The following is a 25,363-nucleotide window of genomic DNA, read 5'->3' as shown; positions in this document are numbered from 1 at the left end:
ACGAATTATTGTTTGGCCTCTGGAAATTTCCACTTCCAAAAGCGAAATTTGCCGGTGAGCAGAAAAGGCACTCCTGCACCGACTAACATACCCGCAAAGAAATTTAAATTAAAAGCTTGAAAATTAGAGCTCCAGATGAGTCCGGCGGTTATAAGAAAAAGGCCAAATAATCTTGCTTTATTCACAGTTTGAAAAAATATGGGGTGAGATTAACCTGCTACAATAGCTTTTAAAGCAAAGTCTAAGAAAATAACCAGCATAAATGCGGTAAAAATTATTCCTACTAGTTTTAAAGTATTGATGCGATCTTTCATATTTATATTTTTAGTTACACAAAGATTTTGAGAAATGTTTCGAAGTAAAATCAGTTTGATTTTGGAAACATTAATTCCTGAAAAATTCAGTTTTTCTCAACAAATTTTAACAAAACTAACGGTAAATATAAGGAATTCTATATGTTTTATCCAAATTTAATCTTAAATACAGGTGTTTTATATGTGTTTTGGTTAAAAGATTACAAGTTTTTCAAAATTCTTTCTTTGGTAAAGAAGCTAACTATTTTCGGTTAAATTTTTTCTTTTCTGATAGTACCTAAAAATAAGCAGAATCAAGGCTATTTGTAGGATAAGAGAAAAAATAGAAGCTTCAAACCCGAATTTTCCTCCGTTTAAAATATTTTCTTCAGCAATATTAAATTCAACGATAGAATAGAATTCCTGGCCACTTACATTAAAACCAAAATAAGCTTGAAATAAATTCCAGCTAAAGTGCAGGGAAATAGGAAACCATAGGTTTTTGGTATAAATATAGGAAAGGCCCAATAATATTCCGGCGCCAAATAGGCCTGCAAGCGCTATCCAGCTGAGATTAGGATTAAAACTATGAGCCAGCGCGAATAATAAAGATGAAACAATTAAAGCGATATAATTATTAAAACTATACATTAAATTCCTTTGAATATAGCCTCTACACAATAGTTCTTCGCTAATACTTACAGCCATAAAAACTCCAATAGATAATAAAACTTCCTCTAGATCGAGGTTGAAATTTTGAACATTAATTTCATTTAATACTATGAGCAGAAAGAAGCCTGTAGCCATTACTATAAGTCCTATTATAACGCCTGCAAGAAGATCGAACCCGCGATCTTTAATCTTTAAGCCCAGCTCTTTAAATTTTCTTTTTTCAACAAATCTCATAAAGAGATAGAGGACTGTAAGTGTTCCCAGTAATGTTGCTATGGTTATAATAAATGACTGGGTGGTGGTTAGTTGTAATTCTTCCTCAAAAGATATACCTCCAATTATATATCCTATTATTTGAAATATACCTACAATAATAACATAAGGGAAAATAAGAAGTAGTACTCTTATCCACCCCATTTTTTTATCGTCTCTTTCCATTTTTAATATTTGGGAATGCTTATGTTTCTTGGGGTTTCAGTTCAATTTGGTTTAAGAAATCGGTGAGTTTGAATAATGACTCATCTTCCATTAAATCTTTGTCGATCTTAATTTTAGCTTGCCTGGTTTCAAGTGTAAAACTGCTTTTAAACTTCCAAATTGCGGTAAGTTCATTAAGTTTTATGCTTTTAGGGAAAAGAGAATTTTTGGTTAGTCTGCCTTCCGTAATATATAAGTATTGATGTTTCTTTTTAAAATACCAGGTGCCCAGCTGCAGTAGCCCAAGTAAAACCCAGGTATAATAAATAAGCGAGAAATTATTTAGAAGCACTATTGCAATTCCAATAATTAAAAATCCTATCCCGGAATAAAGTTGATAATTAAGCTTTTTCTTTTGGTAATAGATAATCACGGTTTAAGATACTTTTAAAGTGCATTTATATTGGGTTATTCCAACCGTCTAACGCGGCTTCTATAGTGAAATCGAGTAGGTAAACTGCCATAATTATTAAACCGATGATCCCTATGATTTCCAGGAAAGTATAGTTGCGTTTCATAGATGTATTAAATTCCTAAAAGTCCTTGTTTAAAATGCTCCCAATCTGAAAGTATTAAATACACAACGATAAGCGCTACACCTATTAAAAAAATACTGGTTTTGGAGAATTTTTGAGTTTTCTGTTTTTCCATAGCTTGTTTTCGTGATAAGTTGATAAAAATATCAAAATGTTACAAAAAACTACTGGAAAAATTGATTTTTATTGATTAAAGTGAAAATCCCGGTAAGCATGCCAAATTTTCCCATCATGCTTTAAAAGGCTGAAATTTTCGATCGAAAATGAATCACTAAATTCGCGCGTTTTAAAATCTGCCCAGGTTTTGGGGAATTGTTTATGATGAAGATCTCGAGATGCGAGGGTGATATGCGGATGGATCTTAGAAAAAGTTTCGTGCTTTTTTAAGCTGAAATGTTTCATTGAAATTTGCTGTAATTCGGCGTGCAGGTTGATTATTTCTTTGTGATTCTCAATATTTATAAAGATCACTTTTTGACCGAATCGACCAAAATCTTTTAAATTGAGCGGGAAGCTTTTTTGATTTTCAGCAAAGCTTTTTAAACTATCAATTAGCTTTCCTTCTTCGGTTTCTGGAATTTTAAATGGAATTTGCAGCGTAATATGCGCCGGCAGTTTCAACGCGTGTTTTGCCCCGTATTTTTTAGCGATCTCCAGCTTTAGCGATTTTATTCGCTTACTTATTTCTTCCGGAGGAATTATTGCGAGAAAATATAATGGCATTTCAGTTGAAATTTGAATTGACACTGCTTTAATTTCCGAAGAAAATTTTACAAACCCTTAGAAAAACGCTTTTAACTACCTGCACAAACTGCCAGGAATTTAAAACTGACTTCTTTCAGCAATAAAAACGGTTTTTTTATTAAAATAATAGATGATCAAACCAAAAGTGAACAACAGTAGATTTTGCACCAGGCTGTCTACCATAAAATTTAGATCGTCTCCTGTGGCTACTTTTATGAGTTTTCCAAGTATGGAGAGTCCGGGACCAATCATCATGATAATCGCCCAAAAGTGGATGGCCGTTTTGGCCAGTCTGTGCTTATTAAATAGTAAATATAACAGCGCTAATTCTATAACTACTGCAATTAATCCCAGGAGGTTGCCGGTAACCACCATATAGGTGTTCCATATTAGCAAAAGAAAAATATAAACAATAAGCAGTCGGTAAAACCACTTATTTTTAAAAACCATTTCCATAGGGACTTATTTTGTAGCTTTTATGGCTGGTGCTTCTAAATCTACAATTTTTTGATGTCTCAGCAGATCTTCAAAAGTTTCGCGCTCCCTAATTAAATGCGCTTTGCCGTTATACCATAAAACTTCGGTGGGACGGTAGCGGGAATTAAAATTGCTGGCCATAGAGAAAGAATAGGCGCCGGCATTGCTAAAAGCGAGGATATCGCCTTCGGTAATTTCGGCTATTCTACGGTTGTTGGCGAAGGTATCGGTTTCGCAAATATAACCTACCACCGAGTAAAATCTGAATTTCCCATCGGGATTGGAAATGTTTTTAATATCGTGGTGGGACCCATAGAACATAGGCCTAATTAAATGATTAAAACCTGAGTCTACCCCGGCAAAAACCGTGGAGGTTGTTTGTTTTATAACGTTTACTTTAGCAAGGAATTTACCGGCTTCGCTCACCAAAAATTTTCCCGGTTCAAAAACCAGGGTAAGTTCACGGCCGTATTCTTCACAGAAATTTTCAAAACGCTGCGTGAGCTTTTCTCCTAATTCCTCTATATCGGTTTCAATATCATTTTCCCGGTAAGGCACTTTAAAACCACTCCCAAAGTCAAGGAACTCAAGGTTTTTAAAATTTTTAGCCGAGTCAAAAAGAATTTCAGAAGCGCGAAGAAAAACTTCAATATCCAGGATATCGCTTCCGGTGTGCATATGGATCCCGTTTATGGTCATCCCCGTATTTTCAACAATACGCAGCAAAAGCGGCATTTGATGAATAGAAATTCCAAATTTTGAATCTACGTGACCTACTGAAATTTTGGAGTTTCCACCGGCTAAAATATGCGGATTTATACGAATACAAACCGGCACCTCTGGATGCTTGGCTCCAAATTGTTCCAAAATAGAAAGGTTGTCTATATTTATTTGAACGCCCAATCTTACTACTTGTTCAATTTCTTCTAAGGAAACTCCGTTTGGAGTGTAAATAATATCTTTTGGTGCAACCCCGGCTTCCAGTGCAAGTCTTACTTCCTGGATAGAAACGGTATCCATCCCACTGCCAAGAGAGTTTAAATATTTTAGAATAGAAATATTAGAAAGTGCTTTTACGGCGTAATGAATGCGCAGATCTTTAATTTCTGAAAAAGCATTTTTTAAACGATTGTACTGAAAAGCAATTTTTTCGGCATCGTATACATATACCGGGCTTCCGAATTCCCGGGCAACAGCAAGTAGATCTTGATTGGTCATAACAGCTAAAAAATTAGTTGGCAAAAAAGAGGAGAAATATCAACTCTTACAAACGCAAGTTCCAAAAATAACGAATTCCCTTAAATTGTTAAGATTAAAGAAACACATCTTTTTCCAGGGTCTTAGCTTGCAGCGGCTATGGCGCTTTCTCTTCGTTTTCTTAAAAGAATAATTGCCGTGGCGATAAAAACACCGAGTCCGGCCATAATTGCTCCTACCAGCGAGGCCGAAGTAAAGCTATACCCAAAGGCAATAGGTAGGCCGGCAAAATAAGCACCGGAGGCATTCCCCATATTAAAAGCGCTTTGATTCATAGAAGATCCTAAACTTTCTGAGCCCTTAGCAGAGTTGATCATGACCATTTGAATTGGAGTGGAAAGACAAAAAGCGATCGTGGCAATAAGGAAAGTCATGACCAAAATTGCGATTTGATTTTCGGCAACATAGGCATTGGTGATAAGAGCGATAACCATTAAGATCATACTCATAATCACAGCATAGATCGGTGAAAATTTCTCGGCCAGTTTTGCGCCTATCAAATTTCCGATAACCATTCCCAGTCCCGCTAAGATCATTACGTAGCTTACAATCCATTCGGGATGCCCGGCTACTTTGGTAATTAAGGGAGCGATATAACTATACCAGGCAAAAAAGCCTCCTGTGCCAATAGTAGTAAGCAAGATCACCATCCAGAGTTCGCCGCGTTTCAAAACGTTCAGGTCTTTTCTAATTCCTTCAGAAGAAGATTTTGGTAATTCTGGCATCCAGAATTTTACACTGGCAATAGCCATTAAACCTACTACACCCACGAGCATAAACGAAACATTCCAACTAAAGTTATGCCCTAAATAAGTGCCCAGCGGTACGCCAATTACGTTGGCTAAGGTTAATCCGGTGAACATTGTAGCGATCGCCTGGGCCGATTTCCCGGGTTTTGCGAGTTGCCCGGCAACTACGGCGCCAATTCCGAAGAAAGCTCCGTGCGGTAAACCCGATAAGAAACGGGAAACCAATAAAAGTTCATAAGAATTAGCAAAAGCCGAAAACGAATTAAACACTGTAAACCAAACCATAAGTAGGAGTAGGGTTTTATGCGCAGGCCACTTACCGCCAAAAGCAGTTAATATTGGAGCACCAATCACCACCCCTAAAGCATAGGCAGAAATAAAATGCCCGGCCTGCGGAATACTGATGTCTAAAGCCGAAGCTACATCTGGCAGAATTCCCATGATCACGAATTCGGTCATTCCAATTCCGAAGCCTCCAATAGCAAGGGCAATAAGTGCTTTATTCATTTTTTAGGTTCAGTTTTTAGCAAAGGACAAAATTAAAAGAGATAATACTAATAAAATATAAAATGGCTAAAATTCTACGATAAGCTTATAGTTGCTAAATCGCAGTAATGGCGCACATTTTGAAAATTGGCAATCCTTAAAGAAAAGCTAAATTTTTCTGTGGAAATAGATTATAGCAGGGCTGGGGATATCCTAAAAAAGATTGGTACAATAGCTATACATTTGTTACTTTTGCTAACCGTAATTAATACTGAAGAAATAGCTGATTATGAACATACACGAATATCAAGGAAAAGAAATTTTAAGCAGTTTTGGCGTACGCATTCAGCGTGGTTTAGTTGCACATAATGCAAAAGAGGCCGTAGATGCCGCTAAAGAACTAACCGAACAAACCGGTACCGGATGGCACGTTATAAAGGCCCAGGTACACGCGGGAGGCCGTGGAAAAGGTGGTGGTGTAAAACTTGCCAAGAACTTAAAGGAGGTAGAAGAAGTTGCAGGAAACATTATTGGAATGGACCTGGTAACACCACAAACTTCTGCCGAAGGTAAAAAAGTACACCAGGTGTTGGTTGCCGAGGATGTTTATTATCCTGGAGATAACGAACCAGAAGAATACTACATGTCTGTATTGCTTAACCGAGCAACCGGGCGTAATATGATTATGTATTCTACTGAAGGTGGTGTAGATATTGAAACTGTTGCTGAGGAAACTCCGCATTTAATTTTCACCGAAGAAATAGATCCTGCAACAGGACTTATGCCGTTTCAGGCTAGAAGAATAGCTTTTAACCTTAAGCTTAGCGGTACTGCTTTTAAAGAGATGACCAAGTTTGTAATGTCACTTTACACAGCTTTTGATAAATCTGATTCTTCTCTTTTTGAGATTAACCCGGTTTTAAAAACAAGTGATGATAAAATTCTTGCAGTAGATGCCAAAGTAACACTTGATGATAATGCGCTTTTCCGTCACAAAGACTATGCTGAAATGCGTGATATTCGTGAAGAAAATCAAACTGAAGTTGAAGCTAAGGAAGTTGGACTTAACTATGTAGACCTTGACGGGAACGTTGGTTGTATGGTAAACGGTGCCGGACTTGCAATGGCAACAATGGACCTTATTAAGCAAGCTGGTGGAGAACCTGCAAACTTCCTTGACGTTGGTGGTACAGCCGATGCCAAGCGAGTTGAAGAAGCTTTCCGTTTGATCTTAAAAGATGATAAAGTAGAAGCTATCCTGGTAAATATCTTTGGAGGTATTGTTCGTTGTGACCGTGTGGCACAGGGAATTGTAGATGCTTATAAGAATATGGGTGACGCTGTGAATGTGCCAATTATTGTGCGTTTACAGGGAACTAATGCAGATATTGCCAAGAAATTAATTGACGATAGCGGATTTAAGATCCACTCTGCTGTTCAATTCCAGGAAGCTGCAGATAAAGTACAGGAAGTACTTAAATAATCCCGAAGCTTCGGGATAGGAATTTATTTCCTGTTGAATCAAAGACTGTCTAAAGTTTAATAAGATAAACTTTAGACAGTTTTTTTATGCGCTAATTTTAAGTGGTTGTTTCTGTTAAAATAATATAAACCTGTAACATTTAGAGGTTTAACCCAGTCTTTAAAATGTATAACCTTTAAAATTTATATTATGAAAACCTTAAAAGTAGTATTATTTGCATTAGCTATTAGCGCCGGAAGCCTACTTCACGCTGCACCAAAAGATTTGCCCGAAACCTCAGAAGTTGCTTTTAACAAGGAAATTCAGCAGTTATTGAAAAACGTTGAGATCACGGTTGAAAAAGATGTAGTTGCCTATTTAATAGTTAGGTTTAATTGCAAGAATGAAATGGAAGTTCTTTACGTTGGGTCAAAAAATGTGGAAGCCGGAAAAAAGATTAAAAAGTGTTTAAACAATAAAGAGATAAAAACTGTTTTAGATCCTTCAATTAAAACCTATAAGCTGCCAGTAAGATTAAAAGCCTAGTATTGCTTCAATCAAAAAATGAAAAGAAATAAAAAACCCGGTTCATCACCGGGTTCTATTTTTTATAAGAGATCCAAATTTATTCTGCTCTATCGGGATACCATTCTAGCATTTCCACTTCAATATCCTGGTTTCCTTCGTTAACCAGCGTCTTAAATTTTTCCACATCGGCAAAACCATCTTTACCTCTAAAATGGAAAGGAATTACCTTTTTAGGGGCAAAAGCTAAAACTCCATCTGCCGCATCTTCTACGGTCATGGTGTATGGTAAATTCATAGGCACCAAAGCGATATCTATATCCTCCATATTTCGCATTTCAGGAATATCTTCGGTATCGCCGGCAATATAAAGTCTTTGTCCGTTTCTTTCAACTACATAGCCATTACCACGGCCTTTAGTATGAAAAGCATTGGGATCTTCCGGAAGATTATACATAGGAATGGCTTCAATATAAAAGTCCATTACCTTTGTAGTCGCGCCGTTGTCTAAAGTTCTAAGAACGCTGTTTAATTCTTCAGGCAATTGTTCTTTTACGGCCTGTGGTACGATTACATGAACGCCTTCAAGATCCATAGCCTGTAAAGTCTCGGCACTCATATGATCCCCGTGAATATCGGTTATAAGAATGAAATCTGGTTTTTCCATTCCCTCAAATGCTTCAGCACCTCCAACGGGATCCAGGTAAAAAGTTGCGTCTCCCCAATTTATTACTGCGGTAGCGTGAGAAATGGGCTGAATGTCTATAGAAGCAGTGTCAGCCGCTGTTTCGTTTTGTGCTACTTCAGAAGTGTTTTCTTTTTTTGCTTCTGTATCTTCGTTTTCTTTGTTTTCATTTTTACAGCCAGTAAATAGAATTCCCACTGCAAGTAAAGTCAATAAATATTTCATATTTGGTTGTTTTGTATTAAAAATAAGGAACCAAAGATAAACTGACTTAGGATTTGTAAAATTTTAAGAAAGATTCAATCGCATTTTGATATCGCCTCGTGAGTAAGGATTATTTTCTCCAATAGGAATTTCCCTGAACCCATGTTTTTTATAGATATAGATCGCATTTTCAAGCTTTCGATTAGAAAAAATAATAAGATGATCCCAACCTTGCTTTTTAGCGAAATTTAGAGTGTGTTCCATTAATTTCTGGCCTATTTTCTTTCCCTGGTATTCGGGGCTAACTGCCATTTTAGTAAGTTCAAAAACACCTTCTTCCATTTTCATTAGAGCTACACAACCAATGATCTTTTCGTCATCTTTTACGAAAAAAATATTTCCCCCGGTTTCAATAATATATTTTTTAGGTTTCCCCAGCACTTCTTCATCGTGGGGTTCTACCCAAAAATACTTTTCTAACCAGGCCAGGTTAAGGTTCTTAAAATCTTCGGCATATTGTGATTGGTAAGAGATTATTTCCATTTTTTTACTGAAATTTCTGGCTAAAATAATAAATAAAGCTTTTTAAGTAGATTGCCTTAAAGTAAAGAGCGAATTGCAAATTATTCTTTACATTCACGCTTGGCTGATTAATCAAAATTAAATTTATGAAAAAGCTTTCGTTGAATTTCCTGTTTCTGTGTTCTTTTATACTATTGAATGCCTGCTCTTCAGCAGTAAAGACCGAGGAGAAATCGGTTAGTATTTTTCCTCCTGAAGAACTTTATGGCGACTTGTTTTATGAAGTGCAGGAAAATGAAAATTTGTTTGCCGATAGTAAGACTTTCGTAGATGCGGTGCCACGTACCGCTCCCAAAGTGATCAGGGAAAAATATGCGGAAGAACAACCGGAAACCAATGCTGAATTAAAAAATTTTATAAACCAGAATTTTAGAATTCCGGAAGAAGCCAGCACTTATAAAACCGATTCTTCTTCGATTAACCTGCATATAAAAAAATTATGGGATGTGCTTAAACGCCCTGCCGATGAACAGGTTTCAGGTACTTTGATCCCTTTGCCAAATCCGTATATTGTTCCCGGCGGGAGGTTTCGTGAGATCTATTATTGGGATAGTTATTTTACGATGCTGGGGCTTCAGGAAGATGGGGAAATTAAAACCATTAGAAATATGGTAGATAATTTTGCCTGGCTCATCGAAACCTATGGTTTCATTCCTAACGGAAATCGCACCTATTATTTAAGTCGTTCTCAACCACCATTTTTCGCAAAAATGATAGAACTACTAGCCGATATTGAGGGAGAACAAGTTTATTCAGAATATCTTCCCGCTTTGCAAACAGAATATGATTTCTGGATGAAAGGCAACGAAAATGAAGAATTAGAGGCTTACAAAAGAGTTGTGAAACTTCCGGGTGGCGAAATCCTTAATCGCTATTGGGATGATAAAAACACCCCAAGACCTGAGAGTTATCGCGAGGATGTGGAAACCGCTGAAAAAGCGGTGATTAAAAATCCAGATCGAAGCAGGGAAGAAGCATATCGAGACTTAAGAGCCGCCGCCGAATCTGGATGGGATTTTTCAAGCAGGTGGCTAAGTATTAACGGTAATGGCGATTTTAATCTTTACAGCATTCATACTACGCAAATAATTCCGGTAGATCTTAACAGCTTGCTCTTTAACCTGGAGGAAACACTTGCTCATGCGTATGAATTAGATGATGCTGTAGAAAAGGCTGAAACCTTCCGAAGAAAAGCAGAAAATAGAAAAGCTGCTATTCAGAAATATCTGTGGGAAGAAGAGACAGGTTTTTATTTCGATTATAATTTTAAAAATGAAAATACCACAGGAATCTATTCCCTGGCCGGAATCTACCCGCTTTTTCTTGAAATTGCAGAAGAAGATCAGGCAAATAAAGTCGCCAATTCTCTTGAAAGGGTTTTCCTTAGGCCCGGTGGCCTGGTAAGCACCCCGCATAATACAGGGCAGCAGTGGGATGCGCCTAATGGCTGGGCGCCGTTGCAATATATGAGTATAGAAGGGCTTCGTAATTATGGTAAAGCTGAGCTAGCTTCAGAGATCAAGCGGCGGTGGTTAGATCTTAACCAAAACGTGTATGAAAATACTTATAAGTTGCTAGAAAAATATAATGTGGAAGACTTGAGTAAAGAAAGCGGAGGCGGAGAATACCCTACCCAGGATGGTTTTGGATGGACCAATGGAGTTTATCAAAAACTGTCAAAAGAAGAATGAAAAAGAAAATCCAGAATTTCCTTTCTTATTCGATCTGATAGGCTGTAGCTTATAGATTCAGTAACTATAACATTATTTTATTATGTTTTTGTAGCTTATTATTTATAAGGTTCTTTGATGAAATCTGTGATAAAAAACGATAATGCTTTGCCAACCTGCACCGGACTTGCAGAGCTTGGAGCAGCTTCGCAAATATGTAAATATTTACAATTCTTTTCTTCAGAAGTAAGCTGAAGAAAGTTGCGAACCATATTTAAAGCAAACCCTGAAGGAGATTGTGCACTGCTGGGAAAATTTATGATCGCATCACAATCTAATTCTAAACCAAAAGGCTGTTTATTTATAAATTCAAGCTGGGAATTAAAAGCGGCCATTTTCCCCTGGTGAGTTTGTAAAATAAGGTCTTCAAAAAGATGAAATTTAATATTGGAGACGGACTTTATTTCATCGAAAATATATTGTGGGGTGTAATTTTTATGTAAACCGAAAATTGCATATTTCCCGAGGAACCCGTCACGCTGGGCAAAACTGAAACCATTGCCACTATGCCGGTGTTCTAACTTCCTAAGATCGGTGTGCGCGTCTATATTTAAAATATTCAGTGGTTTTTTTATCGCTTTAGAAGTGCCTTTTATATTACCAAAAGCATTGTTGTGACCCCCGCCAATTATAATTGGAATTTTTCCTGCGGAAACTATTTTCTCTACAAGAAAGCTTACTTTCTCATCGATCTTTTCTACCAGGTCACCAAGTTTCGCATAATAATTAGGATCCTCATCATCTATATTGGCTGCTTTTTGCATTTCGGTTTTGCAGTCAATTTCACCGAGCAGAATAATATTTTCAGCATTGGTAAATTCGTTTTCCTGAATATTTAAAAATGAATTCAAACAGGCTTCCCAGGCTTTTGAAGCACCAGGTTTCCCGTGGTTAGCTCTAATCCCAATATCTTCCGGAATTCCAAAAAGCACAAATTTGGCCTTACTCTTTGATATATCTTCAAGGTTTTCAATAAAACTGATTTTTTCTCCCAGGCGCGTTTCACCCTCTCTTTTCGAGACCAGTTTTTCTATGGTTTTATAGTTGGATAATTTTAAACCGTCCATTGTTATACCGCTTTTCCGTTTATAAAAACCGACTCAATAGAATTTGTACCGAAAGCATAGGGTAAAAAGGTATAAGAAGGAATTTCTTTAGTTAGTATAAAATTAGCTTGTTTTCCTTTGGTGATACTACCGTGGGTTTCGCTAAGTTCCAAGGCGTAAGCGCCGTTTATTGTGGCAGCGTTTATGGCTTCTTCGGGAGTCATTTTCATTTTTATACAAGCCAGGGAAACTACTAAATTCATATTTCCGCTGGGTGTACTTCCCGGATTAAAATCGGTAGCTAAGGCTAATGGCAATCCAGCGTCCAGTATTTCCCGTGCCGGGGTGTAAGGAATACTTAGAAACAGAGAACAGGAGGGAAGCGCAACCGGCATTGTAGTTGTTCCTTTTAAACTTTCAATATCTTCCGGGCGCATTACTTCCAGGTGGTCTACGCTTAAAGCTTCGTGTTCTATTCCGGCCTGAATGCCGCCAATAGGATTAAATTGATTAACGTGTATTTTAGGTTTTAAACCAAAATTTTTCGCTGCGGAAAGCAGTTTATGAGTATCCGCCACGCTGAAATATCCTTTTTCACAAAAAATATCTATGTATTCTGCCAGGTTTTCCTCGGCTACTTTTGGTAAGATTTTTTCAATAACCAAATCCATATAAGCATCTGGTTTTTCTTTGTATTCCTTCGGAATAGCGTGTGCTCCTAAGAAAGTAGCTTTAATGGGAATTTCATAATTTTGCTGAAGTTTCTTTATGACCCGAAGCATTTTTAACTCGCCTTCTTCGGTTAAACCGTAACCCGATTTGATTTCTACCGCACCGGTACCAAGCTTCATTACTTCTTCCAGCCTTTTTGCCGACTGCTTATAAACTTCTTCTTCTGGAGTCTCCTGTAGGGTTTTAGCAGAGTTTAAAATTCCGCCACCGCGATTGGCTATTTCCTCGTAGGAAAGTCCGTTAATTCGGTCTGCAAATTCTAATTCCCTGTTTCCGGCATAAACAATATGCGTATGAGAATCGCACCAGCTGGGCAGGATTATTTTTCCTTCAGCATCAATAGTTTTATCTGCCTTGATTTCTGGGATTGAATTCATTTCGCCGTAATCGGCGATCTTATCATCTTCAATAAGTAACCAGGCGTTTTTTATAGTTGGTAACTCCTTCATCTCAACACCAGATAGTTTATCTATCGTGTTTTCCCTTACCTGAAGAAGTTCTTTTATGTTAGTGAATAATTGTTTCATTGTGGTTAGTTTTTGGTATTTGTTCTCTGTTGAAAACTCCAGTTAAACAAAGATAAAAACTAAGCCGTGAAAACTCGATTTTTCAGCAGAAACAAACAGGTTGAATTAATAGGAAATTATAGAAATCATCGCAATCGAAGTAAAACGTAGCGCGGCGATCTTTTGTTTAAGACCTGGCCGTCATTTCGAGTATCCAGATAGAATCGGGATATATCGAGAAATGTTTCTTAATCAGAACTTCTATTGGTTCTCGATATGCCGTTATTTTCGCCCCTGGCTCAAGTAACGCTACTCGAACTGACGCACCGTTTTGATCAATAAACCTAAATCTCAAAACCGAAAACTGAAGCAGAACAGATTCCCACGTTGGCTAATGTCTCCGCACAATGATGCATTATTTCTAGCTTCCCATTAAATATAAAAAAATCGTCAGTCTAAAATTATTTTGACTGACGATACTAAGCTCTTTAGTTAACTTTTTATGAATTCTAATTCTTCAGCGATTTCATATCGATCACGAAACGATATTTTACATCAGATTTTACCACCCTATCAAAAGCTTCGTTGATATTTTGCATATCGATCATTTCAATATCTGAAACAATATTATGCTCACCGCAAAAATCCAGCATTTCCTGGGTTTCTTTAATGCCGCCAATCACAGAACCGGCAATACGTTTACGGCCGCCAATCAATCCGCCGCCGTGAACAGGATCAAGAGGTTCAATTGCACCAACCAGAACCATAGTGGCATCTCTTTTTAGTAAAGCTACGTAAGGGTTCATATCGTGACCAACCGGAACTGTATTCAGAAGAAAATCGAAAGTACCGGCTTGCTTTTTCATATCTTCTTCATTTTTCGAGATCAGCACTTCATCGGCGCCAAGTTTTTTCGCGTCTTCAGATTTGGAGGGAGAAGTAGTGATCATTACCACGTGCGCGCCTATAGCGTGCGCAAATTTAACTCCCATATGGCCAAGTCCGCCAAGACCAATTACACCAACTTTATCTCCTTTTTTTACATTCCAGTGGCGTAGTGGAGAATAGGTGGTAATCCCTGCACAAAGTAATGGTGCAGCTGCTTTAGCATCAATGTTTTCTGGAACTTTAAGTACAAATTCTTTGTCTACCACAATTTGTTCTGCGTAACCTCCAAAAGTATGCCCACCTAAATGCTCATCTTTACTATTGTAAGTTAATGTGGCACCATTTTCACAAAATTGCTCCGGGTCTTCTTTACAGGAATCACACTCCTGGCAGGAATCTACCATACAGCCCACTCCTACAAGATCACCTTCTTTGAAGTTGCTCACATTTTTCCCAACCTGGGTTACACGGCCTATAATTTCGTGACCCGGTACAACAGGATATTTAGAATTCTTCCAGTCGTTTCTAACCTGGTGAATATCGCTGTGACAAACACCACAGTAATCTATTTCTATCTTCACATCGTCCGCAGTAATTTCCCTGCGTTCAATATCCAGGGCTTCTAACTTGGCGTCGCTGGCTTGCGCGCCATATGCTTTTACTTTACTCATATCAATTGTTTTTCTTAAAGATAAAGAAATTAGGAGAGCAATTTTTAATACAAATATTGCTTTAACTTTATTTAACTATTGTTTCAAATAATAATTTCCCGCATATAGGAAACAGCCTGAAAACGCAGGACATTTAGAATATTTCTTTTTACATTAGGGCGAATTTTGAAAGCACTAGAAATGACAAAAAAACATCCCGGAATAAATACTATTTGCACCCATAGCGGAGAATTGGAAGACAAACAATTTAAAGGCGCGGTTTCGCCATTGTATATGGCTACTTCTTATGCTTTTGAAGATGTAGAGGTAAAGCGTTATCCACGTTATTTCAATACTCCAAACCAGGTTGCCTTAGCTAAAAAAATGGCAGCTCTGGAACACGGGGAAGCTGCATTGATCTTTGGCAGCGGAATGGCAGCGGTAAGTACTTCACTTATGGCTTTTGCCCAAAAGGGAGATCACGTGGTTTTTCAAAATACCCTTTATGGCGGAACCAGTAATTTGATCACCGAGGAATTTGAGAAATTCGGATTGGAATATTCATTTACTAAAGATTCAAAACCTGAATCTTTTGAAGCCGAAATCAAAAAAAATACAAAGGTGATCTATATAGAAACACCTTCAAACCCACTGCTTACCGTAACCGATATTAAAGCGATTGCTGAAATTGCTAAAAAGCACAACCTGGTAAGTATGATAGATAATACGTTTGCTTCCCCGGTGAACCAGAATCCTATAGATTTTGGAATTGATGTAGTCTTGCATTCAGCAACAAAATATATGGGTGGACATAGTGATATTCTTGCGGGAACCGTTATAGCTTCTGAAGAACATATAGATAAGATCTTTCAGCTGGCTAAGAATTTTGGCGGTAACTTAAGCGATTTTACGGTTTGGATGCTGGAACGCAGCTTAAAAACCATGGGCTTAAGGGTAAGAGCTCAGAATGAAAATGCATTGGAATTAGCTCGTTTTCTGGAAAAACATGAAGATATTTCAAGGGTTTTTTATCCCGGACTTGAGTCTCACCCCGATCACGAACTGGCTAAATCTCAAATGAAAGGTTTTGGAGGCATGATGTCTTTTGAACTGCGTGACGGACTTGATTTTGACCTTTTTCAGAAGAAATTAAAATTAATAAAATCTTCTATGAGCCTGGCAGGAGTAGAATCAACTATTCTTTCTCCCTCAAAAACCTCGCACGGGTTGCTTTCTCCTGAAGAACGGGAAGCCCAGGGAATCAAAGATGGTTTAATGCGATTTTCTGTAGGGATAGAGGAGAAAGAAGATTTAATGGAAGACCTGGAACAGGCTTTAAAAGAAATTAGAGGCTAGAAAGACGAGTAGAGACGTTTAAAGAACTAACTTAAATTAGATTTCCGTCCCGATTTTTTATAGGGACGGAAATGACAAAGTAATTATTATGAAACTAGATATATTGGCTATAGGCTCGCATCCCGATGATGTTGAACTAAGTTGTTCGGGCACTATAGCAAAAGAAGTAGACAGAGGTAAAAAAGTAGGAATTTTAGATCTTACCCGGGGAGAATTAGGAACCCGTGGTACGGCAGAAACCAGGGATAAAGAGGCAAGAAATGCAGCTGAAATTTTAGGGGTTTCTGTAAGGGAAAACCTGGAATTTAGCGATGCTTTTTTTATAAATAACACCGCACATCAGCTGGAAATTATAAAAATATTGCGAAAATATCGCCCTGAAATTGTCTTGTGCAACGCGGTAGACGATAGGCATATAGATCACGGCAAAGGATCAAAACTCACGAGTGATGCCTGTTTTTTAAGCGGGCTTCGAAAGATTGAAACTATCTACGATGGCGAGAGCCAGCAGGCCTGGCGTCCAAAGCATGTGTATCATTATATTCAGTGGAAAAACTTAACACCCGATGTAGTGGTAGACATTTCGGGCTATATTGATAAAAAAATGGAGGCGGTAAAAGCTTATAAGAGTCAGTTTTTTGATGAAAACAGTAAAGAACCGCAGACTCCCATTTCCAGCAGTAATTTCCTGGAAAGTATTACCTATAGAGCAAGAGACCTGGGAAGATTGATCAATACCGAGCACGCCGAAGGCTATACTGTTGAACGATATCCCGCAGTAGATTCGATCTTTGATTTAATTTAGGTTGATTTTTAGCATTTGCTAATTATTTAATTTGAAGCTTTTTAGCCGCATAGACTTGAAATAGCTTTAAATTTCAATTTAATATTGAAATTTTTTCTTTGGGAAATTGCTAAAATAAACTACATTTGCAACCGCAATTAAAATGGTGGTTGTAGCTCAGCTGGTTAGAGCGCCGGATTGTGGTTCCGGAGGTCGCCGGTTCGAAACCGGTCTTCCACCCTTTATTCAGCCCTTCGGAAACGAGGGGCTTTTTTATTCCCTAAAATCAATGATATCAAATACGGTTGAGAAGCCTGTCCCGATTGGAGTCTTACAGACGAAATATCGGGAAAACCGGTCTTCCACCCTTTATTCAAGCCTTCAGTTTACTGAAGGCTTTTTTTATGGGATAAATTTGAGAATAAGCTTTGAAGAAGGAGAATAAAGAAATAACGTCATGCTGCCCAAATGCTTCGGGATTGTTTCAGCATCTTCTAAGTTTTGAATTAGACGAGCTTAGATTCTGATGTGAATTCAGAATGACAGTTTCAAGTATTTATTTTCCCGCCTAAGTTTCTAAAATCCTAAAAGCAATCCTTATTTTTACCGAAATCAAAAATTACTACCAATGAACTCCAGAGAAGAGCAGCTAAAAGCATTTGATCGTTTACTCACTATTATGGATGAGCTTAGAGAGCAATGTCCCTGGGATAGAAAGCAAACGATGGAATCGCTGCGGCATCTTACTATTGAAGAAACTTACGAGCTCGGAGATGCGATTTTAGACAAGGATCTGGAGGAAGTGAGAAAAGAGTTAGGGGACCTTTTGCTTCACCTGGTTTTTTATGCTAAAATAGGTAGTGAAACCAATGATTTTGATATTGCTGATGTTGCCAATGGAATTTGCGATAAATTAATAGATCGTCACCCTCATATTTACGGAGACGTTGAGGTTGCCGATGAAGAAGAAGTAAAAAGAAATTGGGAAAATCTAAAATTAAAAGAGGGCAAGAAAAGCGTATTAGAAGGTGTGCCACGTTCTTTGCCGGCTGTTGTGAAGGCAAGTAGAATTCAGGAGAAAGTAGCGGGTGTTGGTTTTGACTGGAAAAAACCAGAACAGGTTTTTGAGAAACTGAAGGAAGAACTGGGAGAATTGCAGCACGAGATAGAGACAGAAAACAAAGATAAAATGGAAGCCGAATTTGGCGATGTGATGTTCTCCATGATCAATTATGCCCGTTTCCTTGGTATAAACCCTGAAAATGCTTTAGAACGTACTAACAAGAAATTTATATCTCGTTTTCAGTATTTGGAAGCTAAAGCAGCTGAGAAAAATAAAGCTTTAAAAGATATGACTTTGGCTGAAATGGATGTCTTTTGGAATGAAGCTAAGCTTTTGTAGAACTACTTGCTAAAAATAATTGTATTTGGATGAATTTCCAAAGCTGAAAAAGTAAGATTGGTTTTTATCCATTCGAGGCTTTTTACTGTGTAAAAAAAGATGTGGGTGACATCATTTTTATAGTACCAGTTATCAAAATCAATTTCTTTAGAATAGAGAGAGGTTTTGCAGTAGAGTTTTCCGCCAGGTTTTAAAAGGGAAGCTAATTCACTAAATTCCCGTTTTGGAGCAGAGAAATGTTCCATTACTTCGCAGCAAATTATAAAATCGTATTGGGTCTTTAATACTTCTGTATTGGGATAAAAGTAAAGATCATACAACGAGATAGTATATCCTATTTTTTCTAATTGAGCAGTTATAACGGGACCGTTACCACAACCGTAATCCAAACCGGTATGCTTTGGAGAGAAATCTTTTAAGATTCTTGAAGTTATGGGCTTTACGAAATCCTGGTATCCTGGATCATTTACATCGTTATTATGGGTAAGATAACGTGCTTCCTCTGCCTTTTCTGAAATATAAAATTGAGGTAGAAGTTGAATGCCACCGCAATTGGTGCATTCAACAAACTCCCTGTTTTTACTCTCCCAAAATTTTTTAGTAGTGCCTTCGCAAAGGATGCAGTTCATGGCCGCTTTATTTAATAAAGCGACTTGATTTTACGTAATTTTTCTTTCCAGACTTCAAGCTGCTCTTTGTGGTCAGCTATATTTTTGTGTACGTCCTGTACCAAAGGATTGTCTTCGTCTACATTTGAGAAGAATTGCAGATTATTTTCCAACTGTCTAATTTCAGCTCTGGTTTCTTCTATTTTTTTGGTTAAGAAATAATGCTCGTTGCGAAGCTTTTTATCATCATCTGCATCGTTTATAGCCTGTACTTTGTTCTCATATTTAAGCATTTCAGCTTTGGTATGATCTACGTCCAGTTTATTGAAAAGCTGATCTAAAGCTTTATTGAATTTCCCTTCAATAAAACGCTTGTTATAAGGTACACGGCCTAAATTTTTCCAGTCTTCAATAAATTGTTTTATTTTAGGTAGATCTTCTTTTTTATCACCGCTAAGTTCAAAAGATTTTACCTGCTCCAATAATTCCTTCTTCTTATCAAAAGCTTCGAATTCTTCTTTATTCTCGTCTTTACGTGTTTCGTGGAGGCGTTCAAAATAATGGTTACAGGCCGCTTTAAATTGTTTCCAAACCTTGTCGCTATCTTTTCTAGGTACGTGGCCAACCTTCTTCCAGTCTGCCTGGATCTTTTTCATTAAAGGTGTGACCGTTTTAAAATCGTCACTATCTTTATTGTCTTCGGCAATTTGAATAAGCTCTTTTTTCTTTTCGAGGTTATCGTATTGTTGTTTTTTTAGATTTTTATAGAATGCGTTTTTATTTCGGTTAAATCGGCGAACGGTTTGTTTGAAATCTGTCCAGGTTTCTTCATTTTTACTACGCGGAACTTTCCCCGCATTAAAGAATGCTTCCCGAAGCGCTTCTATCTCTTTAATCTTCTGTTGCCATTTATTGTGGCTTTTATAATCTTCGTCGGCAATTACTCTTATCTTCTCAATAATAACTTGCTTGGCTTTCCAGTTCTCTTCGTAGCGTTCATCTAACGTATTGAAATACTCCTGGCGTTTATCGTGAATTTGTTTGGTGGCGCTGCTAAAACGATCCCAAATATCTTCACGAAACTCTTTGGCAACCGGCCCAAGCTCTTCTTTCCACATTTTGTGAAGCATTTGTAATTCCCTAAATGCACGGTTTACATCGGCTTCCTGTGCCAATTCTTCAGCACGGTCAATTACTTTTAATTTTTGATCAAGATTATGTTTAAAATCCAAATCCCGGAACTCACGATTTAAATGCAGAAAATCATAGAAGTTCTCTACATGATGGTGATAGGTATTCCAAACATCGTTGTATTTTTCTCGCGGAATAGGCCCTGCAACGCGCCAGCGATCCTGAAGTTCCTTAAAGTGCTTGTAAGTGGTGTTTATATTTTCTTCAACATCAATAAGACCTTTTAATTCTGCAATTATTTCCAAGCGTTTATCCAGGTTTTTATTAAGGTCTTGTTTAAGTTGCTTGTAATAATTATTGCGTTTTTCCCGATAATCGAAATAAAGGGAATTAAAACGTTTTTTAATCGGAGTGGAGTAGTGGAAGTCTATAATATTCCCGCCATCGGCAAGGAATTCCTCTTTTTTCTCCTCTTCCTCTTCATTAAACTTGGCATTAAATTCAGCACGAATTTCAATCACGTGCTCTTTAATAGCCTGTACTTTTTCCTTTTTTAGCAAAGATTCAAACTCATCTACGAGTTGCTCTTTACTCATAGCGTGATAATCTTTCTTCGGAATATCGTGGCGCTCAGCTTTTGACTCATCTTCACTGTCTTCAGCAACTGAATCGTCTATATGCTCCTGGTGGTGTTTTGATGTGCGTCCTTCTTCTTCAGAAGTTTCATCTTCGTCCTCATCATCTTCATGAGATGTATCTTCAGCTTTAGCTCCTGTTTCTGCCTGAACCTTTTCTTCTTCCGGACGGGTTTTTTTTCTGCTTTCTTCAAGAATAGCGTCGTTCTCATCGTCTTCCTCGCTGCTTGCTTTATTTTCTTCTGAAGTGTTCTTCTTGTCACCGGCCTCAGCGATCATAGCATCTTCCAGTTTATCATCATCAGTTTTAATTTCAGAAGCAGTTTCGGCAGGTTCTATAACCGTTTCTTTCTCTGTTGAGGTTTCTTCGGCTTCAGACTTTTCAGAAAATGATTTTTCTTCTACATTTTCATCCTGGTTTTCTTCGGTAAGCTTCTTTTCATTCTTAGCTTTTTCAGAATTATTAGTAGCTTCGTTAGAAAACTCTTCTTTGCTTTTATCATTTTCTTGCTGAGACATATCTTTCAATGTTAAGGTTCTTAATTAGCCTGAAAGATAGTAACTCCACTAAAATTGGGCAAACAATTCCCTTTTTTTGTAGAATTTAAAAAGAAAAATTAGCGCTATTTATTCCAAATGTTCCAGGCGCTTTCGGCCTGTAATTCCAGCATTTTTAAACCATTTTTAACCGTGGCTCCCTGTTTTTTTGCCAATGCTAATAATTGGGTGATTTCCGGATTGTAGATAAGGTCGTAAACCAGATGATTTTTGGTAAGATATTCGACTGGGAATTCCGGATATTCTTCTACGTCTGGAAAGGTCCCTACAGGTGTAGTATTGATGATAATATTGTGATCTTTTATAACTTCTTCGGAAAGATCATCGTACCCTAATTTGCCTTTTCCTGAAGATCTTGAGACAAATTTATATTCAATATCCAGTTTTTTTAAGGCGTAGGCTATAGCTTTCGAAGCTCCGCCGGTCCCCAGAATAAGTGCTTTGTTATGGTGAGATTTAAGCAGGGGTTTTATAGATTCTGAAAACCCGATATAATCTGTATTGTAACCAATAAGCCGATTGCCTTTTATCTTAATAGTATTTACCGCGCCAATTTCTCTGGCCTCAGGAGCTAAATCGTCTAAAAATGTAATGATCATCTGCTTGTAAGGAATGGTAACGTTTAGGCCGCCAAGATCTGGCATTTCTTTAATTACATCCCGAAATTGATTGATTTCTTCCAGGTCGAAATTATAGTATTTAGCGTCAATATTCTCTTTCTTAAATTTTTCGGTAAAATAAGTTCGGGAAAATGAGTAGCTGATGTTTTTTCCAATTAAGCCAAAAGTTTTCATCGCGTTGCGGGTTTTTGGTTTTTCTTTTCGTACCAGGCGAGTCCTAATACAATGAGTATACCTACAAAGATAAAGAAAATTGCCAGCCAGGTTTCCGCAGAAGAAAAAGTTGGGAAATAACGGTCGTAATAATCTATTACACCATTGCCCTGGCTGTCCAGAATTATTTTTCCGTTCTGGTTTAGTTTAAAGATCTTTTCTTTCCAGGGCCAAACCACTCCAAGAGAGCCGGTAATAAAACCAATAATCGCGGCGAAAGTATCTTTTTTATAGTGTTTTAAAACATAACCCAGAAAATGGGAAAGCGTAACCAAACCGGCCAGGGAACCAGCGCCAAACACCAATATCACCTCTAATAATCTAATTCTATCGGGATTATTTATAAAATTAAAATCTAGCACTACCAAATCGGCAAGAGTATCGTAAAGTGCATTTACTGAATCTACGAGAAGCAATACATAATTTCCAAATAAGATAAGTATGAAGGAACCTGAGAGTCCGGGTAAGGTCATTCCGGAAACGCCTACCATTCCGCAAAAAAATACGAACCAAAGATTATCGTTTTCCTTTGCCGGCTCCAGGAAGCTAATGGCCACCCCGGCAATTATTCCGAGGAAAACGAAAACCAGGGAGCGTTTACTCCATTCGTCAAAATCTTTACTGATATAATATATAGAGCCTATAATCATTCCGAAGAAAGAGGCCCACACGTAGAGTTCGTAATGAAGTATTAAATAATCGAGTAATTTTGAAACACTAAAATAACTAATAAGCATCCCCAGGATAAGCAAACTCAGAAACTTTCCATTGGTATAATGATACAAGCTTCTAAATCGCCCGTTTATTAGCAATATAAAAGCCTTGTAATTAATTTTTTGGAGAGAATAGATAAATTCCTCGTAAAAACCTGCAACAAAAGCTACTACACCACCAGACACACCGGGAACTTTATTAGCTGCTCCCATAGCCAAACCTTTAAGCACTAAAAGCACTTTATCTGTAAAGGTTCTAGTTTGTTGCATTGGCGTTTTGTGAGCTTTTTGAGGCGAAAATTTCCAGGCCTAGAATTAAGAAAAATCCTGCCAGCATTAAAACGATAGCATATACCGTTTGTGGTTCACCATTAAAATTCCAGGGTAAAACCGAGGCTTCTTTTAGCACAACTTCCTTATCTCCGTACATTTCTGTTTGCAATACGTGTTTCCAGGGCCAGATCTTGTTTAGCGATCCTGCTATAAAACCGGTTAAGACAGCCAGGGTTAGATTGCTGTAATGTACAAACAGCCATTTTAAAATTTTAGAAAAGCTAAGTAAGCCAATTATGGCTCCAATGCCAAATACTCCCAATGTTTGAAAATCGAAATCGTGAGCGGCTTCTGTAATTCTTTTATAAGCTCCAAGTAGTACTAAGATAAACGCACCCGAGATTCCGGGTAAGATCATAGCGCAAATAGCAATAGCTCCAGAAAAAAAGATGTATAAATAGCTGTCATTTGCTGCCATTGGAGGTAGGGAAACGATGTAGAAAGCTACGGCAGCTCCTATTAAAAGGGCGAGAAAGATCTTTACATTCCACCTGGGAATTTGTTTACCTACAAACCAGATGCTGGCAAGCACAAGGCCAAAGAAAAAGGACCATATTAATATTGGATGATTTTCCAATAAATAATTTGCGATTCGCATCAGTGAGAACACGCTGATGAGGATGCCGGTAAAAAGTGCTAAAATAAAAGGCCCGTTAAGCTGCTGCCACATGGCTTTAAAGCCTTGCTCTTTCCAGGTAGTGATTAGTGAAAAATTAACCCCGCTAATGGTAGAGATCAGTTCTTCGTAAATTCCTGAAATAAAAGCGATCGTGCCTCCTGAAACTCCAGGAACCACATCTGCCGCGCCCATCGCCATACCTTTTAAGGTTACTGAAAGATGGTCTTTAAAGCTTTTCTGCATGTGTACAAATTAAAATTCCGGGTCAAAGTTAGTAAAATAACTAAGAGAGATTTATAAAGGAATTTATAATTTGCTTTACGCTTTTTCGGTTAAAGATTTGAGGGAATAATTCTTCGATAACTATATAATACTCGGCATCTAACTTTAAACCTTTATTTAGGTGGAAGTAAGCTTTTTCACCTTCATTATGACTAAAATAAAGTCCGGCCAAACGGAATTCAATCTCGGCAGTATCCGGGTAAAACTCCAGCGCCTGATTCAAATTTTGAATAGCAGTATCAAATTCTCCAAGGTCTATTAAGATATCGCAACGTCTAATCCAGGTTTCTAATTCGTAGTTTCCAAGATCCAGACTTTTTTTATAACCCCGCTCTGCTTCTTCGTAAAACTTTAAGCGGTTATTTATTTTAGCGTAGCGCTTCCAGTAAAGCACGTTTTCTTCGTCTATATTTATCGCTTTGTTGATATAGTAAAGCGCCTTCTGGTAGTTTCTCTTTTTGATATAAAAATCGGTGATCGCAATCCAGCCTTTATCCAAAAGCGGATCTTCGTGAACGCAATCTTTATAATGTTTAAGTGCAAGCTCGTTTAAACCAAGTTTTTCGAAACATTTTCCGATTCGTAAATAAGCAAAAGAAGTAGGGTCGTCTAACTCTAAAGTTAAACGGTAGTTTTCTATGGCTTCGTGGTAACGGCCCAATTTCTCCAGTACTTTTCCTTTTTCAAGGTAAGCACCAATAAAATAATCGTCACTAATTATTGCAAAATCGAAAGCCGATAAAGCCTTTTCATAATCTTTTAGATCAAAATATTGTTTTCCTACCTGGTGCCAGGCTACCTCGCAGTAAGGATTTTTATCTAAATACATATTCAGGTATTCGATGGCTTCGGTTTTTTGATCCAGAAAATCAAAGCAGTACATAATATTGTATAGTGCCGAATAATCTTCTTCATCGGCCTCCAAACACTTCATAAAGCTGAACTTCGCATTTTCAAAATCTTCAAGAAACAGGTGTTCCATCCCAATTAGCGAGTAAATTTCGGCAGGATCCAGGGTAATATCAAGCGCCATTTCCAAAACCTCTATGGCCTTAGCGTGGCGATCTCTTTTAGAAAGAATTTGTGCTTTTTGTATATATACTTCTTCGTTAGAAGATTCTAATTGTTGTAATTCGGTAAGCATAGATTCGGCTACATCCAGTTTATCTTCAAAAACCAGAATCTCAATTTTAAAGAGCTTTAAGTTTGTAGAAGTTGGATGTTGAGCCAGGCCTAATTTAACTGCCTTTTTAGCCAGTGCAAATTTCCCGTTCTCTAAATAATAATTAATAATGTCCTCAAATTCTGCTGAATCAAAGAATAAAACATCATTTGTTTTAAGCATGGATTCAAATCGGGAAAGTGAGAAATTGTTTTCGTCGTTATGGCTTAATTGCATACGTAGGTA

The 25,363-nt window shown here is 37.6% G+C and carries 24 protein-coding genes and 1 tRNA gene; 7 read left to right on the top strand and 18 right to left on the bottom strand.

Translation table 11 applies throughout. The annotated features are described in order from the left end of the window. Window positions 1-551 precede the first annotated feature (551 nt). From APB85_RS12400 to APB85_RS12375, 7 genes are all read right to left on the bottom strand, one after another. On the bottom strand, window positions 552-1,403 hold the full coding sequence (locus APB85_RS12400) for a CPBP family intramembrane glutamic endopeptidase (RefSeq protein ID WP_057481408.1): 852 nt from the start codon (window positions 1,401-1,403) through the stop codon (window positions 552-554). A gap of 19 nt (window positions 1,404-1,422) precedes the next feature. Next, complete coding sequence (locus APB85_RS12395) at window positions 1,423-1,815, bottom strand: hypothetical protein (RefSeq protein ID WP_057481409.1); 393 nt, start codon at window positions 1,813-1,815, stop codon at window positions 1,423-1,425. A gap of 152 nt (window positions 1,816-1,967) precedes the next feature. Further along, complete coding sequence (locus APB85_RS17605) at window positions 1,968-2,093, bottom strand: hypothetical protein (RefSeq protein ID WP_262506241.1); 126 nt, start codon at window positions 2,091-2,093, stop codon at window positions 1,968-1,970. Between the two features lie 68 nt (window positions 2,094-2,161). After that, window positions 2,162-2,701, bottom strand: a complete 540-nt coding sequence (locus APB85_RS12390) for a 2'-5' RNA ligase family protein (RefSeq protein ID WP_057481410.1) — start codon at window positions 2,699-2,701, stop codon at window positions 2,162-2,164. A gap of 99 nt (window positions 2,702-2,800) precedes the next feature. Then, the gene (locus APB85_RS12385) at window positions 2,801-3,178 is read right to left on the bottom strand and encodes a hypothetical protein (RefSeq protein WP_057481411.1); all 378 of its coding nucleotides are present in this window, start codon (window positions 3,176-3,178) and stop codon (window positions 2,801-2,803) included. A gap of 6 nt (window positions 3,179-3,184) precedes the next feature. Then, entirely contained in the window at window positions 3,185-4,417 is a 1,233-nt protein-coding gene (gene lysA, locus APB85_RS12380; protein WP_057481412.1) for a diaminopimelate decarboxylase, read from the bottom strand. 122 nt (window positions 4,418-4,539) lie between these two features. Next, window positions 4,540-5,712 carry an MFS transporter gene (locus APB85_RS12375; protein ID WP_057481413.1) on the bottom strand — a complete coding sequence of 391 codons (1,173 nt, stop codon included), beginning with the start codon at window positions 5,710-5,712 and terminating at the stop codon, window positions 4,540-4,542. 268 nt (window positions 5,713-5,980) lie between these two features. Between APB85_RS12375 and sucC the strand changes: the two genes are divergently transcribed. After that, window positions 5,981-7,174 (top strand): ADP-forming succinate--CoA ligase subunit beta, encoded by a 1,194-nt coding sequence (gene sucC, locus APB85_RS12370; protein ID WP_057481414.1) that lies wholly within the window; start codon window positions 5,981-5,983, stop codon window positions 7,172-7,174. A 189-nt stretch (window positions 7,175-7,363) separates the two neighbouring features. Next, window positions 7,364-7,699 carry a hypothetical protein gene (locus tag APB85_RS12365; protein WP_057481415.1) on the top strand — a complete coding sequence of 112 codons (336 nt, stop codon included), beginning with the start codon at window positions 7,364-7,366 and terminating at the stop codon, window positions 7,697-7,699. 79 nt (window positions 7,700-7,778) lie between these two features. On the opposite strand, the gene APB85_RS12360 is transcribed toward APB85_RS12365, so the two are convergent. Both APB85_RS12360 and APB85_RS12355 read right to left on the bottom strand, forming a co-directional pair. Further along, on the bottom strand, window positions 7,779-8,588 hold the full coding sequence (locus APB85_RS12360) for an MBL fold metallo-hydrolase (protein WP_057481416.1): 810 nt from the start codon (window positions 8,586-8,588) through the stop codon (window positions 7,779-7,781). Between the two features lie 63 nt (window positions 8,589-8,651). Beyond that, window positions 8,652-9,110 (bottom strand): GNAT family N-acetyltransferase, encoded by a 459-nt coding sequence (locus APB85_RS12355; RefSeq protein WP_057481417.1) that lies wholly within the window; start codon window positions 9,108-9,110, stop codon window positions 8,652-8,654. Window positions 9,111-9,235: 125 nt separating this feature from the next. Between APB85_RS12355 and treA the strand changes: the two genes are divergently transcribed. After that, window positions 9,236-10,840 (top strand): alpha,alpha-trehalase TreA, encoded by a 1,605-nt coding sequence (treA, locus tag APB85_RS12350; RefSeq protein ID WP_083482187.1) that lies wholly within the window; start codon window positions 9,236-9,238, stop codon window positions 10,838-10,840. A 98-nt stretch (window positions 10,841-10,938) separates the two neighbouring features. Here the strand turns inward: treA and APB85_RS12345 are convergent, their stop codons facing one another. From APB85_RS12345 to APB85_RS12335, 3 genes are all read right to left on the bottom strand, one after another. Next, window positions 10,939-11,946, bottom strand: coding sequence for a formimidoylglutamase (locus APB85_RS12345; protein ID WP_057481418.1), 1,008 nt, complete (start codon window positions 11,944-11,946; stop codon window positions 10,939-10,941). A gap of 2 nt (window positions 11,947-11,948) precedes the next feature. Continuing rightward, on the bottom strand, window positions 11,949-13,184 hold the full coding sequence (hutI, locus tag APB85_RS12340; protein ID WP_057481419.1) for an imidazolonepropionase: 1,236 nt from the start codon (window positions 13,182-13,184) through the stop codon (window positions 11,949-11,951). A gap of 488 nt (window positions 13,185-13,672) precedes the next feature. Beyond that, a complete protein-coding gene (locus APB85_RS12335) occupies window positions 13,673-14,722 on the bottom strand; it encodes an NAD(P)-dependent alcohol dehydrogenase (protein WP_057481420.1) in 1,050 nt (349 codons plus the stop codon). A gap of 180 nt (window positions 14,723-14,902) precedes the next feature. Between APB85_RS12335 and APB85_RS12330 the strand changes: the two genes are divergently transcribed. From APB85_RS12330 to mazG, 4 genes are all read left to right on the top strand, one after another. Further along, window positions 14,903-16,057, top strand: a complete 1,155-nt coding sequence (locus tag APB85_RS12330) for a trans-sulfuration enzyme family protein (protein ID WP_057481421.1) — start codon at window positions 14,903-14,905, stop codon at window positions 16,055-16,057. Between the two features lie 88 nt (window positions 16,058-16,145). Then, window positions 16,146-16,862 carry a bacillithiol biosynthesis deacetylase BshB1 gene (gene bshB1, locus APB85_RS12325; protein ID WP_057481422.1) on the top strand — a complete coding sequence of 239 codons (717 nt, stop codon included), beginning with the start codon at window positions 16,146-16,148 and terminating at the stop codon, window positions 16,860-16,862. Window positions 16,863-17,006: 144 nt separating this feature from the next. Continuing rightward, a tRNA-His gene (locus APB85_RS12320) sits at window positions 17,007-17,082 on the top strand. Window positions 17,083-17,469: 387 nt separating this feature from the next. Continuing rightward, window positions 17,470-18,243 (top strand): nucleoside triphosphate pyrophosphohydrolase, encoded by a 774-nt coding sequence (mazG, locus tag APB85_RS12315; protein ID WP_057481423.1) that lies wholly within the window; start codon window positions 17,470-17,472, stop codon window positions 18,241-18,243. A 2-nt stretch (window positions 18,244-18,245) separates the two neighbouring features. On the opposite strand, the gene APB85_RS12310 is transcribed toward mazG, so the two are convergent. The 6 genes from APB85_RS12310 to APB85_RS12285 form a co-directional block, all read right to left on the bottom strand. Beyond that, on the bottom strand, window positions 18,246-18,872 hold the full coding sequence (locus APB85_RS12310) for a class I SAM-dependent methyltransferase (protein WP_057481424.1): 627 nt from the start codon (window positions 18,870-18,872) through the stop codon (window positions 18,246-18,248). Window positions 18,873-18,883: 11 nt separating this feature from the next. Beyond that, a complete protein-coding gene (locus tag APB85_RS12305; protein WP_057481425.1) occupies window positions 18,884-21,136 on the bottom strand; it encodes a DUF349 domain-containing protein in 2,253 nt (750 codons plus the stop codon). A gap of 104 nt (window positions 21,137-21,240) precedes the next feature. Then, window positions 21,241-21,969 (bottom strand): shikimate dehydrogenase family protein, encoded by a 729-nt coding sequence (locus APB85_RS12300; RefSeq protein WP_057481426.1) that lies wholly within the window; start codon window positions 21,967-21,969, stop codon window positions 21,241-21,243. Next, window positions 21,966-22,991, bottom strand: a complete 1,026-nt coding sequence (locus APB85_RS12295) for a DUF368 domain-containing protein (protein WP_057481427.1) — start codon at window positions 22,989-22,991, stop codon at window positions 21,966-21,968. The genes APB85_RS12300 and APB85_RS12295 overlap by 4 nt, the downstream gene beginning before the upstream one ends. Next, window positions 22,978-23,916 (bottom strand): DUF368 domain-containing protein, encoded by a 939-nt coding sequence (locus APB85_RS12290; RefSeq protein ID WP_057481428.1) that lies wholly within the window; start codon window positions 23,914-23,916, stop codon window positions 22,978-22,980. Before APB85_RS12290 ends, APB85_RS12295 begins: the two co-directional genes overlap by 14 nt. Window positions 23,917-23,956: 40 nt before the next feature. Then, entirely contained in the window at window positions 23,957-25,354 is a 1,398-nt protein-coding gene (locus tag APB85_RS12285; protein ID WP_057481429.1) for a tetratricopeptide repeat protein, read from the bottom strand. Window positions 25,355-25,363: the final 9 nt, after the last annotated feature.

The sequence above is a fragment of the Salegentibacter mishustinae genome, from assembly GCF_002900095.1.
Classification (GTDB): domain Bacteria; phylum Bacteroidota; class Bacteroidia; order Flavobacteriales; family Flavobacteriaceae; genus Salegentibacter; species Salegentibacter mishustinae.
This window is presented reverse-complemented; position numbering and strand designations above follow the sequence as displayed.